Annotated in this window: 16 protein-coding genes; 10 read left to right on the top strand and 6 right to left on the bottom strand. The window is 62.3% G+C overall.

The features are described 5' to 3' along the window. Nucleotides 1-56 precede the first annotated feature (56 nt). Nucleotides 57-869 carry a class I SAM-dependent methyltransferase gene (locus LOM8899_RS04345; protein WP_093990890.1) on the top strand — a complete coding sequence of 271 codons (813 nt, stop codon included), beginning with the start codon at nt 57-59 and terminating at the stop codon, nt 867-869. 37 nt (nt 870-906) lie between these two features. Here the strand turns inward: LOM8899_RS04345 and LOM8899_RS04350 are convergent, their stop codons facing one another. Beyond that, on the bottom strand, nt 907-1,467 hold the full coding sequence (locus LOM8899_RS04350) for a DUF4453 domain-containing protein (protein WP_093990891.1): 561 nt from the start codon (nt 1,465-1,467) through the stop codon (nt 907-909). A 111-nt stretch (nt 1,468-1,578) separates the two neighbouring features. Further along, on the bottom strand, nt 1,579-2,367 hold the full coding sequence (locus LOM8899_RS04355) for a DUF1013 domain-containing protein (RefSeq protein WP_093990892.1): 789 nt from the start codon (nt 2,365-2,367) through the stop codon (nt 1,579-1,581). Between the two features lie 132 nt (nt 2,368-2,499). Here LOM8899_RS04355 and LOM8899_RS04360 point away from each other — a divergent pair, with 132 nt between their 5' ends. Further along, nucleotides 2,500-3,132: a ribonuclease T2 family protein gene (locus tag LOM8899_RS04360; protein ID WP_093990893.1), complete on the top strand. Its 633-nt coding sequence runs from the start codon at nt 2,500-2,502 to the stop codon at nt 3,130-3,132. 59 nt (nt 3,133-3,191) lie between these two features. Here LOM8899_RS04360 and LOM8899_RS04365 read toward each other — a convergent pair whose 3' ends face one another. After that, nucleotides 3,192-4,790, bottom strand: a complete 1,599-nt coding sequence (locus LOM8899_RS04365; RefSeq protein WP_093990894.1) for a phosphoenolpyruvate carboxykinase — start codon at nt 4,788-4,790, stop codon at nt 3,192-3,194. Between the two features lie 300 nt (nt 4,791-5,090). Between LOM8899_RS04365 and LOM8899_RS04370 the strand changes: the two genes are divergently transcribed. The 7 genes from LOM8899_RS04370 to LOM8899_RS04400 all read left to right on the top strand — a co-directional run bounded on the left by LOM8899_RS04370 (nt 5,091) and on the right by LOM8899_RS04400 (nt 10,546). Continuing rightward, entirely contained in the window at nt 5,091-5,792 is a 702-nt protein-coding gene (locus LOM8899_RS04370; protein ID WP_093990895.1) for a response regulator transcription factor, read from the top strand. A gap of 15 nt (nt 5,793-5,807) precedes the next feature. Continuing rightward, nucleotides 5,808-7,553: a sensor N-terminal transmembrane domain-containing protein gene (locus LOM8899_RS04375; protein WP_093990896.1), complete on the top strand. Its 1,746-nt coding sequence runs from the start codon at nt 5,808-5,810 to the stop codon at nt 7,551-7,553. 6 nt (nt 7,554-7,559) lie between these two features. Then, complete coding sequence (locus LOM8899_RS04380) at nt 7,560-7,988, top strand: HPr kinase/phosphorylase (RefSeq protein WP_093990897.1); 429 nt, start codon at nt 7,560-7,562, stop codon at nt 7,986-7,988. Further along, nucleotides 7,988-8,929: an RNase adapter RapZ gene (rapZ, locus tag LOM8899_RS04385; protein WP_093990898.1), complete on the top strand. Its 942-nt coding sequence runs from the start codon at nt 7,988-7,990 to the stop codon at nt 8,927-8,929. The genes LOM8899_RS04380 and rapZ overlap by 1 nt, the downstream gene beginning before the upstream one ends. Next, nucleotides 8,926-9,342, top strand: a complete 417-nt coding sequence (locus LOM8899_RS04390; RefSeq protein WP_093990899.1) for a PTS sugar transporter subunit IIA — start codon at nt 8,926-8,928, stop codon at nt 9,340-9,342. Before rapZ ends, LOM8899_RS04390 begins: the two co-directional genes overlap by 4 nt. Then, nucleotides 9,339-9,614 carry an HPr family phosphocarrier protein gene (locus tag LOM8899_RS04395; protein WP_093990900.1) on the top strand — a complete coding sequence of 92 codons (276 nt, stop codon included), beginning with the start codon at nt 9,339-9,341 and terminating at the stop codon, nt 9,612-9,614. The genes LOM8899_RS04390 and LOM8899_RS04395 overlap by 4 nt, the downstream gene beginning before the upstream one ends. Before the next feature lie 107 nt (nt 9,615-9,721). Next, nucleotides 9,722-10,546, top strand: coding sequence for a lysophospholipid acyltransferase family protein (locus LOM8899_RS04400; protein WP_093990901.1), 825 nt, complete (start codon nt 9,722-9,724; stop codon nt 10,544-10,546). Here LOM8899_RS04400 and LOM8899_RS04405 read toward each other — a convergent pair whose 3' ends face one another. Next, nucleotides 10,547-11,422, bottom strand: coding sequence for a 3-hydroxybutyryl-CoA dehydrogenase (locus tag LOM8899_RS04405; protein ID WP_093990902.1), 876 nt, complete (start codon nt 11,420-11,422; stop codon nt 10,547-10,549). Between the two features lie 165 nt (nt 11,423-11,587). On the opposite strand from LOM8899_RS04405, the gene LOM8899_RS04410 reads away from it, so the two are divergent. Continuing rightward, on the top strand, nt 11,588-12,424 hold the full coding sequence (locus tag LOM8899_RS04410) for a DUF6473 family protein (RefSeq protein WP_093990903.1): 837 nt from the start codon (nt 11,588-11,590) through the stop codon (nt 12,422-12,424). A 69-nt stretch (nt 12,425-12,493) separates the two neighbouring features. On the opposite strand, the gene LOM8899_RS04415 is transcribed toward LOM8899_RS04410, so the two are convergent. Together LOM8899_RS04415 and LOM8899_RS04420 are read right to left on the bottom strand one after the other, a co-directional pair. Then, entirely contained in the window at nt 12,494-13,420 is a 927-nt protein-coding gene (locus LOM8899_RS04415; RefSeq protein WP_093990904.1) for an electron transfer flavoprotein subunit alpha/FixB family protein, read from the bottom strand. Then, nucleotides 13,420-14,178: an electron transfer flavoprotein subunit beta/FixA family protein gene (locus LOM8899_RS04420; RefSeq protein WP_093990905.1), complete on the bottom strand. Its 759-nt coding sequence runs from the start codon at nt 14,176-14,178 to the stop codon at nt 13,420-13,422. The genes LOM8899_RS04415 and LOM8899_RS04420 overlap by 1 nt, the downstream gene beginning before the upstream one ends. Nucleotides 14,179-14,186: the final 8 nt, after the last annotated feature.

The raw sequence follows: 14,186 nt of genomic DNA on the forward strand, positions 1-14,186 counted from the left end.
ACCTATCGGCCATTTCATGCTATGCTGTAGCCGCTGAATTGTTCGGGGAGGGAACAATGGGCGACATTGATTCCGACTTCATCGGCTCGATTCCGGAGATCTACGACAGTCACCTCGTCCCGATCCTGTTCGAGAGCTACGCCAAGGATCTCGCGCAACGGGTCGCGCGATCAAAGCCGGCGGCCGTGCTGGAAATCGCCGCGGGCAGCGGCGCCGTCACGCGGGCGCTCGCGCCGCTCCTCGGGCCGCAATCGCGCTATGTCGCCACCGACCTCAACGGCGCGATGCTCGAACGGGCCAAACGGCGTCACCCCGGCGACGGGCTGGAATGGCGAGAGGCCAACGCCACCGCTCTTCCCTTCGACGACGACAGCTTCGATGTGGTGCTGTGCCAGTTCGGGGCGATGTTCTTTCCCGACCGGATCAAGGGGTTCTCCGAAGCGCGGCGGGTGCTGCGCTCGGGGGGACGGTTCGTGTTCAGCACATGGGGCCCACTGGAGCGGAACGACTTCTCGCGCATCGCCGTCGAGACGCTGATCCGGCTCTACCCGGAAAACCCGCCGCTGTTTCTGGCCAGAACGCCCTTCGGCTACTCGGAAAGCCACCAGATCGAGGCCGACCTCACCGCAGCCGGTTTCGACGATTACCGGATCGAAGAGGTCTCGATCCACAGTGTCGCCGAGACGGCCGACCATTTCGCCTATGGTCAGACCCATGGCTCGCCGCTTGGGCTGGAAATCGAGGCGCTTGGCAAACCGACGCTGCAACAGGTGCGCAAGGCCATCGCAAACGCCCTGATCGACCGGTTCGGTCAGGGCCGGATCACCGGCGAAACGCTCGCGCTCGTGACCGAAGCCGTCGCCCCATAAGCCGGATCGCGGCGCGACGCCCTGTCAGCCGGCCCGCCTAGCCCGCCAAACCGTCGCAGGACGTCGCGTCCAATCGCGGAAGGCGGACCCAACCCATCCGGGCATCGCCATCGGGCGACGGGACAAAGCTCCAGCCATCGACATCGGCATACATCAAAAGAATGTTCTCACCGGTCTCGATCACCCCGGTCATGGGCGCGCTGTCAGAGCGACCCGAACGGAGGATCAGCGGCGGGCCGCGCCAGCCCAGACAGGCGCTCTCGCCAAGGCCCCAGACCGGCAGATCGATCAGGGCGAGACGGGTCGCCAGATGCGGCACGTCCAATTCGGTGCGGGTGGTATCGACCCGGCAGTTCTCGATGGCTTCGAAGTCGCGGATCTCGGCCACCATGCGGCTGGCGGAAGGGTCCAGCTCCGGCACCGTGGTGGTGCAATCGTCATTGCCGAAGACGGCCTGCCCCAAGGGCGACGAGAAGCAATAGCCCGCCCGATCGAAGAGCTGATTGCGCAGCAGCCACAGCTCGTCGCAATAGGCGTCGGCCCAAACCGGCGTCGCAGCGGACAGCAGCAAGGCCACCCAGATGGCGATGTGGGGCATGTGGAACCTCTTCGATCTCGGACATGAGCGAATAGAATGGCGCAAAAGAAAAGCCCCGGCAATTCTGCCGGGGCCTGTGGTCGTTACCTGCGGATGGCTCCAGGGCCGATCTCAGGGCTGTTCGTCCTCGTCGTCGTCACCGGCATCGCCGGGCAGGTTGAAGAAGCTCTCGGCATCCGCAACATCGCGGGTGTCCTTGCGCTCGTCTTCGTCGTCGAGGGAATCACGGGGATCGTCGCCGCTGTCGCCGAGGCTGAAGGTCTCGAGACCCGCAATGGCCGTCGGGATCTTCGGCTCGGTGTCCATGCCGAGGCTCTGCTCGGTCGAGACCAGCTTGCGGCGCTCGTCATCGGTCATCACGCCACCCTCGCGGGCCTTCTTGGCGTTGGCCTTCTGGACGGCGGCATCCAATTCGGACTGGCGGCACAGGCCAAGGGCAACCGGGTCGATCGGGTCGATATTGCCGATATTCCAGTGGGTGCGCTCGCGGATCGCCTGAATGGTCGGCTTGGTGGTGCCAACCAGCTTGGAGACCTGGCCGTCGGACAATTCCGGATGGAACTTGACCAGCCACAGGATTGCGGCAGGACGGTCCTGACGCTTGGAGAGCGGCGTATAGCGCGGACCACGGCGCTTTTCCTCGCCCACGGCGGCGGCGTTGAATTTCAGCTTCAGCTTGGCGGCCGGGTTCTTCTCGGCCGTGGCGATTTCCTCGGCGGTCAGCTGGTTGTTGGCAATCGGGTCAAACCCCTTGACGCCGGCGGCCACGTCGCCGTCGGCAATGCCCTGCACTTCCAGCTCGTGCAAACCGCAGAAATCGCCGATCTGCTTGAAGCTGAGCGTTGTGTTGTCCACCAGCCAAACGGCGGTGGCTTTGGCCATAATCGGTTTGTCAGCCATGTCTGGCACCCCTCATCTAAACACGTCTTCCCCGTGGCCCGGTTTGGGGGCCGAGCCACTAGGGCCCTCGTTCTCGTTGTCGGGGAACTTTGGACGTATATAGTCGGCACAACGAAGATAGGAAAGATTAAAATGGTTCGGCTTCTCTGCGCATTTCTGGTGGTATTGGCAGGGCCCTTGCGGGCGCAGGACACGGCGGGAGAGTTCGACTACTACGTGATGTCGCTCAGCTGGTCGCCGAACTGGTGCGCCCTCGAAGGGGACGATCGGAATTCGCCGCAATGCGACCCATCCGAGGATTTCGGCTGGGTTCTGCACGGATTGTGGCCGCAATACGAGAACGGCTGGCCACAGGATTGCTACTCCACGTTTCAGCCACCCAGCCGGAGCATGACAGGCGAGATGGCCGATATCATGGGGACCTCCGGGCTGGCGTGGTATCAGTGGAACAAGCACGGCACCTGCTCCGGTCTGCCACCGGGCGAATATTTCGCCCTCGCCCGCGAGGCCTACGACAGCATCGTGCGGCCGCCCGTCCTGCGGCAACTGGACCGGACGTTCACCCTGCCCGCCAGCATCATCGAAGAGGCGTTCATGCGGGATAATTCGGAACTGGCCGCCGATCAGATTACGATCACCTGCCAGCGGGGTTATATTCAAGAGGCCCGGATTTGCCTGACCCGCGATCTGGAACCACGGCAATGCGGTTCGGACGTCATTCGGGACTGCACCCTGCAAGACGCCCTTTTCGATCCGGTCAGATAGGACGGCAGGACAGCAACGGGCAAAGATGAGGCGGGCGCAGGCCCACCTCACTCCGTCATTCAGCCAATGGCAGCGGCACGAACATCGTCGTCGATGTAGGCGACATATTGGGCAAAGTTGTCGACGAACATATCCACCAGCTTGGCCGCCTGCGCGTCATAGGCCTTGGGGTCGTCCCAGGTGCCGCGGGGATCGAGCAGCCGGGCGTCGACGCCGGGCACCGTGACCGGCACTTCGAAGCCGAAGTTCGGATCCTTGCGGAACGTCGCCTCGGCCAGCGTGCCGTCCAGCGCCGCGGCCAACAGCGCGCGGGTCGCGGCAATCGGCATCCGGCGGCCGGTGCCATAGGCGCCACCGGTCCAGCCGGTGTTGACCAGCCAGCAAGACGCGCCGTGCTGGGCGATCTTCTCCTGCAGGAGCTTGCCGTAGACCTCGGGGCGACGCGGCGTGAACGGCGCACCGAAACAGGTGGAGAATGTCGGCTCCGGCTCGGTCACGCCGCGCTCGGTGCCGGCCACCTTGGAGGTAAAGCCGGACAGGAAGTGATACATCGCCTGCGCCGGGGTCAGCCGTGCAATCGGAGGCAGCACGCCGAAGGCATCGCAGGTCAGCATGATGATGTTCTTGGGGTGGCCGCCGAGGCCGCTGTGGGAGGCGTTCGAGATGAACTCCAGCGGATAGGCGCAGCGCATGTTGGCGGTGAGCGAATCGTCGGTGTAGTCGACCTCACGGGTCTCGGGATCATAGACCATGTTCTCGATGACGGTCGAAAACATCGTCGTGGTCGCATAGATCTCGGGCTCGGCCTCGGGGGACAGGTTGATCGTCTTGGCGTAGCAGCCGCCCTCGAAGTTGAAGCTGCCGCGATCCGACCAGCCATGCTCGTCGTCACCGATGAGAATCCGGGACGGATCGGACGACAGGGTCGTCTTGCCGGTGCCGGACAGGCCAAAGAAGATCGCCGTGTCGACGGGATTGCCGGGCGCATGGTTGGCCGAGCAATGCATCGGCATGATGCCCTTCTCAGGCAGCAGATAGTTCAGCAGGGTGAAGACCGATTTCTTGTTCTCGCCGGCATACTCGGTGCCGCCGATCAGGATCAGCTTCTTTTCAAAGTTCATCGCGATGATGGTATCGGTCCGGCAGCCATGGCGAACCGGATCGGCCTTGAACGTCGGGCAGTTGATGATGGTGAAGCCGGGCTCGAAGGTATCGACCTCGGCCTGCGACGGCTTGCGCAGCAGATGGCGGATGAACAGACCGTGCCAGGCCAGCTCCGTCACCAGACGAACGTCCAGACGATGCTCCGGGTCGGCACCGGCATAGAGATCCTGAACGTGGTAGTCCTTGCCCTTCATATGCGCGCGCATGTCGTCGTAGAGGACATCGAAGAACTCCGGCTCCATGCGGGCGTTGTTCTCCCACCAGATGTTGTCGACGACACCCGCGGTGGCGACCACGTGTTTGTCTTTGGGCGAGCGGCCGGTGTATTTGCCGGTGCTCACGAGGAAGGTGCCACCCTTGCCCATCTCGCCTTCGCCCTTGGTCAGGGCGGACTGCATCAGATCAGGCTCGGTCTGGTTATAATAGACCTGCCCCAACCCTGTGATGCCTTGATTTTCAAGCTTCATCGACGGATTTACGCGACCGTGGTCCATTGTCTTTCTCCTGTGAAAGGGCTCCTCCAGCCCAAGTCCAGAAGGCTTAACACGATGATTTCGCAGCTGAACACCCCGGCGACAGGCAGTTAACGCAAACATTCGGCATGTTAGCGCAATCAAAAATTTTCATCGGTCGCAGGTGAGGCATTTTAGTCATTCCTAAGAGTTTTTCGTGGCAAATGTGCCGGACCGAAGGGGTCGATTCGCAGTTAGGGATTGATTCGCGCCTGTGATTTAGGGTCATAGTTGGAAAAAAGCAGGCAATAACAATCATTGAGCAGTAAGGGGTCTCCTCCCATGTCGAAAATTGCATTGGTGGACGACGACAGGAATATCCTGACGTCTGTGTCCATGACTCTCGAGGCCGAAGGCTTCGAGGTTGAAACATATAACGACGGTCAGTCCGCTTTGGACGCTTTTAACAAACGCATGCCCGATATGGCTGTGCTGGACATCAAGATGCCCCGCATGGACGGGATGGATTTGCTTCAGCGGCTGCGGCAGAAAACGTCGATGCCGGTCATTTTCCTGACCTCCAAGGACGACGAGATCGACGAGGTGCTCGGGCTTCGGATGGGCGCCGACGACTATGTGAAAAAGCCGTTTTCCCAGCGGCTGCTGGTCGAGCGTATCCGGGCGCTGCTGCGCCGTCAGGACGCGATCTCCGGCGACGCGGTCGAAGTGACCGAAGAAACCAAGATCATGGTCCGTGGCGAGCTGACGATGGATCCGCTGCGGCACGCGGTGAAATGGAAAGGTCAGGACGTCTCGCTGACTGTGACCGAATTCCTCCTGCTGCAAGCCCTCGCACAGCGTCCGGGCTTCGTGAAATCGCGTGATCAGCTGATGGACGTGGCCTACGACGATCAGGTCTATGTCGACGACCGCACCATCGACAGCCACATCAAGCGGCTGCGCAAGAAGATGCGGATGGCCGACAACGAGTTTTCCGCAATCGAAACGCTCTACGGGATCGGCTATCGCTACAACGAAGAGTAGGGATAGGCCAAACCGATGACCGCATCGCCTCAGATCGACGTCAGAGACCTCAACTCCGTGCGCCGGGCCGCCAAGGCCGGCACGGGGCAGGTGTTGCTTGGCGATGACTGGGTCGATCCGGGCACCAGCGCCTCTTCGGCAGAGATGCGTGAACAACGGCGCAAGCGCGGATTCATCACGCTGAACCGGTCGCCGCTTGCGCGCAAGATCATCACCTTCAACCTCGTGGCGCTGATCCTCCTCGTCGCGGGGATGCTCTATCTGGCGCCCTCGCGGGACAATCTGGCATTTCAGCGGGCCAGCGGTCTGGTCAGCGAAGCGCAGCTGATCGCGGATGTGTTCGAGGCCGGATTGCCGGTGAGCAGCCCGGTGAACCTGATCACCGGCGACGGTATCGACGTCGATTCCACGCTGGCGGGGCTCAACCTGCGCGGCCGCATTCAGGTCTACATCTTCGACACCCAGGGCACGCTGGTCGGCGAAACCGAAGCGACCGGCAATGCCGGGTCGGTCAACGGGCTGGAAATGAACGGTCGGGGCACGATCCTGACCGATATGCTCAACGCCGCGTGGGACGGGCTGGCCCGCATTCTGGCCCCCAACAACGAGGAAGAGCCCAGAATCGATCCTCGCGCCAATGCGCAGGCCCTCGTGCAGACCGCGCTCGCGGGCGGAGCGACGGTCAAGACCTCCAACGACTCCGAGGGCCGGTCGGTCTTTGCCGTGGCAACGCCGATCATGCAGGGCGACAACCCGGTCGGGATCGTGGCGCTCACCTCTGCGGCCGGCGAAATTGATGCGCTGGTGCGGCACGAACGCGAGCAGGTCCTGCAAATGTTCGTCGTCGGGGTGCTGGTCTCCATCGGCCTGTCCCTGATCCTCGCCTCGACGATCGCAAACCCCATCGCCGATCTGGCCGCCGCGGCAGAGCTCGGGCGCGACCGCAACGCCCGCAAGATGTCGCCCGACCGGATTCGGATTCCCGATCTGTCGGCACGACCCGACGAGATCGGGCGGCTCTCCTCGGCGCTGCGGGGCATGGTCTCGGCGCTCTATGAACGGATCGAAGCCAACGAACAATTCGCCGCCGATGTGGCGCACGAGCTCAAGAACCCGCTGGCCTCCCTGCGGTCCGCGACGGGCACCATGCGGGTCGCCAAGCGCGACGATCAGCGCGAGAAGATGATCGAGATCATCGAGCATGACGTGCGCCGCCTCGACCGGCTCGTCACCGACATCGCCAATGCCTCGCGGCTCGACAGCGAACTGGTCAAGGAGGCCGAAGAGAGCTTCGACCTGATCAAGATGCTGGGTAACCTGACCGAATTCCTCGAACGCGAAGCGCAGGCCAAGGACGTCGATTTCATCGCCGATCTGCCCTCGCAACCGATCATCATTCAAGGGCTCGAAGGACGGCTGGCGCAGGTCTTTGTCAACCTGATCACCAATGCGATTTCCTTCTGCGAAAGCGGCGATGCCATCCGGATCTGGGCACGCAAGCGGGAAAACCGGGTGCTCGTCGTGGTCGAAGATACCGGCCCCGGCATCCCCGACAACGCGCTCTCCAAGGTGTTCCAGCGATTCTATTCAGAGCGGCCGGCGAACGATTTCGGCAACAATTCGGGGCTCGGGCTCGCGATTTCCAAACAAATCGTCGAAGCGCACGGAGGTGTGATCTGGGCCGAAAACATCCGGCCGACCGACACCGACATCACCTCCGAACCGCTCGGCGCGCGTTTTGTGGTCGGCTTGCCGGTCTAGGGCGCCATGCCCGACCCGGCCAACCTCACCCTCCACGCCAACAGCGTCGCCTACCAAGGCAAGGCCATCCTGATCACCGGTGGTGCAGGACGCGGAAAATCCACGCTGTCACTGGCACTTATGGGGCGGGGCTGCGGGCTTATCGCAGACGATCAAACGTATCTGAGCGTGCAAGACGGCCAGCTCATGGCCGCCTGCCCGCCCGCGATTTCGGGGCTGATCGAGGCGCGTGGCATCGGAATCCTGAACGCCACCGCCCATCCTCCGGCCCCCGTGGCGCTCTGCATCGACATGGACAGAACCGAGACGGAGCGTTTGCCTCCGCAACGCAGCGTCACCTATCTCGGCGTCACGGTGCCCTTGATTTTGCATGTGCAGCATTGCCACTTTGACGCTGCGGTCATGCACTATATATCAGCGGGACGGAACGCTTGATGATCACACCGAAACCATACGAGGCCCCGCAACGGGCCGACGATACGCGGCAGCGCATCGTTCTCGTCACCGGGCCCTCCGGTGCCGGTCGGTCGACAGCGGTCAACGCGCTCGAGGATCTCGGCTTCGAAGTGATCGACAACATGCCGCTGTCGTTGCTCTCGCGGCTGATGGACGGGCCGCCCTTGGCGCGGCCGCTGGCGCTTGGACTCGATGTGCGAAATCGGGATTTCGGGGTCGATGCGCTCATCGACACAATGGACCAACTGGCCGCACGGCCCGATATCGACGATCAGGTGCTCTATATCGACTGCAACGAAGACGATCTGGTGCGGCGCTATTCCGAAACGCGGCGGCGGCACCCGCTCTCGCCCGACTCGGTGCCGCTGGTCGGCATCCGGCAAGAGCTGGAGCTGCTGGTGCCGATCCGGGCGCGGGCCCATGTGCTGATCGACAGCAGCGGGATCACGCCGCACGACCTTCGGGCCGAAATCAGCGACGGTTTCGGGGCCCCTTCCGGGCAGAAGCTCGGGGTGACTGTGCAGTCCTTCTCGTTCAAGCGGGGCCTGCCGCGCGGGCTCGACATCATCCAGGACGTGCGCTTTCTGCGCAATCCGCACTGGGATCCCTCCCTGCGCAGCAAGGATGGCCGCGACCCGGGCGTCGCCGCGCACATCGCCGGGGATCCGCGGTTCGAGGAGTATTTCGACAAGCTGCTCGACATGACGCTGTTCCTGCTGCCCGCCTACCGGGACGAGGGCAAAACCCACCTGTCCATCGGGATCGGGTGTACCGGAGGGCAACACCGATCGGTCTGTCTTGCAGAACGCCTTGCCGATTCTCTTGCAGAGAACGGTTGGCAGGTATCTAAAAGACATCGAGAACTGGAACGTCGGGCGACCGCTCAGACGGATACACGCGAACAAGGAGCACAGAGGTGATCGGCATCGTGATCGTCGCACATGGTGGTCTTGCTCGCGAATACCGCTCAGCGATGGAACATGTCGTCGGCCTCCAGCCGGGTGTCATTGCCATCACCATAGAGCCCGATGATGACAGGAATACGAAACAAGACGAAATTTGTGACGCCGCCGATGCGGTCGATACCGGCGACGGGGTGGTGATCGTGACCGACATGTTCGGCGGCTCGCCCTCGAACCTCAGCCTGCGGGCCTGCGGGCCGACAAATCGGCGGATCCTCTATGGGGCCAATCTGCCGATGCTGATCAAGCTGGCCAAATCGCGGGGACGCTCCGTGCCCGACGCCGTCGAGGCCGCGATGAACGCCGGGCGCAAATACATCGACAGCCACGCCGTGCCCAGCAATGTGCAAGCGACAAGGTCCGCCGGATGACTCCGACCAAGCAGAAACTCAAGATCGTCAACATCAAGGGGCTGCACGCCCGCGCCTCCGCCAAGCTGGTCGAAGTCGTCGAAAGTTTCGACGCCGAAGCGACCGTTTCGCACGACGGGCAATCCGCCAATGCCGACAGCATCATGGGGCTTTTGATGTTGGCAGCCTCAAACGGAAGCATTATTGAGGTAGAAACACGTGGCCCGGACGCGGATGCTCTCGGCCACGCTATTGCAGCGCTCGTGGCCGACAAATTCGGTGAAGGCGACTGACAAGTAGATGCGCATCGCGCGACACTGCGAAGGATGAGCACAAGTTGACGGACGAAACGCAGAACATCGGTATAGCCGCGCGCAAATTGACGCCGCCAGAGCCCGAGATGCCGGGCTATGACCGGCGTAATCTGACCTATTCGAACACCTTCGCCAGTCCGACAAAGCGAGCTTTGATCCGAACAATCGAATGGATGACGGGCAAGATCGCGATCATGCGGATGCTGCGGACCTTCCGCAAGCAGGGGCCGCACACGCGCGAACGGCTCTGGCTCGACGCGTTGGATATCATGCGGATCCGGATCGAAACGCCAGAGAGCCAGATCCGGAATATCCCGGCCACCGGGCCCTTGATCATCGTCGCCAACCACCCGCACGGGATGGTCGACGGTATGGTGATCGCGGCGCTGATCAGCAAGGTCCGGCACGACTACAAGATCCTCGTGCGCTCGATCCTCACCGGGATCGACGACATGGCCGCCAGCTTTCTGATCCCGGTGCCCTTCCCGCACGAAGACGACGCCCAGCAAAAGGGAATCGCCATGCGGGCCGCCGCGATGGAGACCCTGTCCGACGGCGGTGTGATCGCGCTGTTTCCCTCTGGGGTGGTTGCCGCGTCGGAAACCCTGACCGGGCCGGCGATCGAAGCCGAGTGGAACGTCTTTACCGCAAAGATGATCCGCCGGTCGGGGGCGACCGTGGTGCCGCTCTACTTTCCGGGATCGAATTCGCGGATGTATCAGATGGCCAACAAGATCTCGCCCGCGATCCGGCAAGGGCTGTTGCTGCACGAGATCGTCGCCGCCTGCAAAAAGCCGCAAGCCCCCGTCATCGGCGCCCCGATCCCTCCCGAAGAGATCAGCGAGCGGATGAAAGACCCGCGCGCCGGGATGGCATGGCTGCGCCAGCACACGCTGGATCTGGGCGCGTAATCAGCGGGTCGGGACCGGCTCGTCTCCGCGATAGTCGTAGAACCCGCGCTGGGTCTTGCGGCCAAGCCAGCCGGCTTCGACATATTTCGTCAGCAGCGGACAGGGGCGATACTTGGTATCGGCCAATCCGTCGTGCAACACGTTCATGATCGCAAGACAGGTGTCGAGGCCGATGAAATCGGCAAGCTCGAGCGGACCCATCGGGTGATTGGCGCCCAGTTTCAGCGAGGTGTCGATCGACTTCACCGATCCGACGCCCTCATAGAGGGTATAGATCGCCTCGTTGATCATCGGCATCAGGATGCGGTTGACGATGAATGCCGGGAAATCCTCGGAGCTGGAGGCGGTCTTGCCGAGGCTGTCGACGACCGCGAGGCAGGTGTCGAACGTCTCCTTGTCGGTCGCGATGCCGCGGATCAATTCGACAAGCTGCATCACCGGCACCGGGTTCATGAAGTGAAAGCCCATGAACTTCTCGGGGCGGTCCGTGCGGGCGGCCAACCGGGTGATCGAAATCGACGAGGTGTTGGAGGTGAGAATCGTATCCGGCTTCAGATGCGGAATGAGGTCCTCGAAGATCGCCTGCTTGACGGTTTCGCGCTCGGTCGCGGCCTCGATAATAAGGTCAGTTTGACCTAAATCGGTCAGAGTCAGGGTGCTGCCGATGCGGCTGAACGCCTCGTCCTTTTGCGCCTGACTGATCACCTCGCGGCTGACCTGACGGTCCAGGTTCTTGGAAATGAGGGCCTTCGCAGCCTCCAGCGCGTCGGCGCTGATGTCGGTCATGAGCACTTCATATCCAGCCAAAGCAAAGACATGCGCTATGCCATTGCCCATCTGGCCTGCGCCTACAACGCCCACTCGGTTAATGGCCATACGGTCTTACTCTCTGATGCTGTGTCCGGGGCACAATAGGCCCGGCCCGACCCCGGCGGCAAGGCCGCAAATCCCTTAAAATCAGTTGTGAATTGCCAGTTTAGCTAATCCTCAATCGTTTAGGGCGAATCTGGCGTCGGTGAGTGAAATAACGGTGGGTGTTCGATGAAGCACGAGACGCTGGATAGCGCAGGTATCAGCTATGGTACCTGCAGATACGGAAATTCGAAACTGTTCTTCCGGGGGCCCAAGAAATCCCTCGAAGGAAAGTATCTGACCTTCATCGGCGGGACCGAGACCTACGGGAAATTCATTCCCCGGCCGTTTCCCCAGATGATCGAGGATATGATGGGAACGACCTGCGTGAATTTCGGCGCGGTGAATGCCTCCATCGACGCGTTCCTGCATGAAACGGTTGTCCAGAACGCCGCCAAGAAGGCGGAGGTCAACGTCGTTCAGGTGATGGGCGCGCACAACATGTCCAACCGGTTCTACACGGTGCATCCGCGGCGCAACGACCGCTTCGTGCGGGCCTCCAGCGTACTGCGGGCGATCTATCCCGAGGTCGACTTTACCGAAGTCTGCTTCACCCGGCACCTGCTGACCCGGCTCTACAAGGTCTCGCCGGAACGGTTCGAGATCATCCGCGAAGAGCTTCAGCAGGCATGGCGCGCCCGGATGAAAGGGTTCCTGCAGGATGTCGGCAAGAACACCCTGCTGCTCTGGTTCTCGGATCACCTGCCCACCGATGCCCACTGGGCCGACCGCCCGGATCCGCTCAGCTCGGACCCGTTGTTCATCACGCGCAGCATGATCGACGAATTGCGGCCGATCGTGCGCAGCGTCGTTCTGGTGCAGCCCAGCGCCAAGGCGCGGGCCAACAACACCACCGACATGATCGTGCCCGAAGGACAGGCCGTCGCCGCCAAGGCGATGCTGGGCGTCCGCGCCCACAAAGAGGCCGCCGAAGCCCTGACACAGAGCATCCGGTCTGGCTTCTGACAACCAAACCTCACCGGACATGAAAAAGGGGGCACGCGGCCCCCTTCGTCACACCCATCTGCGATGAGTTCAGAGTTTTTCGGTCAGCTCGGGAACGGCGGTGAACAGGTCCGCCACGAGGCCGTAATCAGCGACCTGAAAGATCGGAGCCTCTTCGTCCTTGTTGATCGCCACGATCACCTTGCTGTCCTTCATCCCGGCGAGGTGCTGGATGGCACCCGAGATGCCGACAGCGACGTAGAGGTCCGGTGCCACGACCTTGCCGGTCTGGCCCACCTGCCAATCGTTCGGGGCATAGCCCGAATCGACCGCCGCACGCGACGCACCGACAGCAGCGCCCAGCTTGTCGGCCAGAGCCTCGATCAGCGCGAAGTCGGCCTCGGAGCCGACGCCACGGCCACCCGACACAACCACGCCCGCGCTGGTCAGCTCAGGGCGGTCGCTCTCGGCAACCTTGTCTTCGACCCACGACGACAGGGCCGGATCGGCGGCCGCGCCGATCATCTCGACCGACGCAGAGCCACCCACCGGTGCGGCGTCATAGCCGGCACCGCGAATCGTCAACACCTTGGTCGCATCGGCGGATTTGACGGTCTGGATGGCGTTACCCGCATAGATCGGGCGCTCGAAAGTATCGGCGTCGATCACGGCGGTGACCTCAGAGATCATCATCACGTCGAGCAGCGCCGCAACGCGGGGCATGATGTTCTTGGCATCGGTCGTCGCAGGGGCGGCAATATGGCTGTAATCACCGGCCAGCGACACGATCAGCGCCGCAGTCGGCTCGGCCAGACGGTGGCCATAGATCGCATCCTCGGCACAAAGCACCTTGGACACGCCCTCGATCGTCGCCGCCTCATCGGCAGCCGCCTTCGCACTTGCACCGGCGCACAGAACGACGACATCGCCCAGCGCGGCAGCCGCGCTCACGGCCTTGGCGGTGGCATCCATTGCCAGCGCACCGTCAGTCACTTCACCAATCAGAAGAACAGCCATTACACGACCCCCGCTTCTTTGAGTTTCTCAACCAGCTCGTCGACGGACCCGACGATGATACCCGCCTTGCGGGCCTCCGGCTCTGCGGTGCTGACGATGGTCAGACGCGGCGCGGGATCGACGCCGTAATCGGCGGGCGTCTTTTCGTCCAAAGGCTTCTTCTTGGCCTTCATGATGTTGGGCAGCGAGGCATAGCGAGGCTCGTTCAGACGCAGGTCGACAGTCACGATGGCAGGCATCTTGACGTCGATGGTCTGCAATCCGCCGTCCACTTCGCGGGTGACCTTGGCACTGTCGCCGTCGATCTCCAGCTTGCTGGCAAAGGTCGCTTGAGACCAGCCGAGCAGGGCCGAGAGCATCTGACCAGTGGCGTTCATGTCGTTGTCGATCGCCTGCTTGCCGCAGAGAACAAGGCCGGGCTGCTCTTCGTCCACGATCCCCTTGAGGATCTTGGCGACGGTCAGCGGCTCGATATCGTTGTGCACATCATCGGTCGCGACGACAAGGATCGCACGGTCGGCACCCATGGCCAGCGCGGTGCGCAGCGTCTCCTGGCTCTGCTTGACACCAATCGAGACGGCGATGACCTCATCCGCCTTGCCGGCTTCCTTCAGACGGATCGCTTCTTCGACAGCGATTTCGTCAAACGGGTTCATCGACATCTTTACGTTGGCGAGATCGACACCGGAACCATCCGCTTTGACGCGAACCTTCACGTTATAATCAATCACGCGCTTGACAGGCACGAGGACCTTCATCGGCTATT

The sequence above is a fragment of the Flavimaricola marinus genome (genome assembly GCF_900184895.1).
In the GTDB taxonomy this organism is placed as follows: domain Bacteria; phylum Pseudomonadota; class Alphaproteobacteria; order Rhodobacterales; family Rhodobacteraceae; genus Flavimaricola; species Flavimaricola marinus.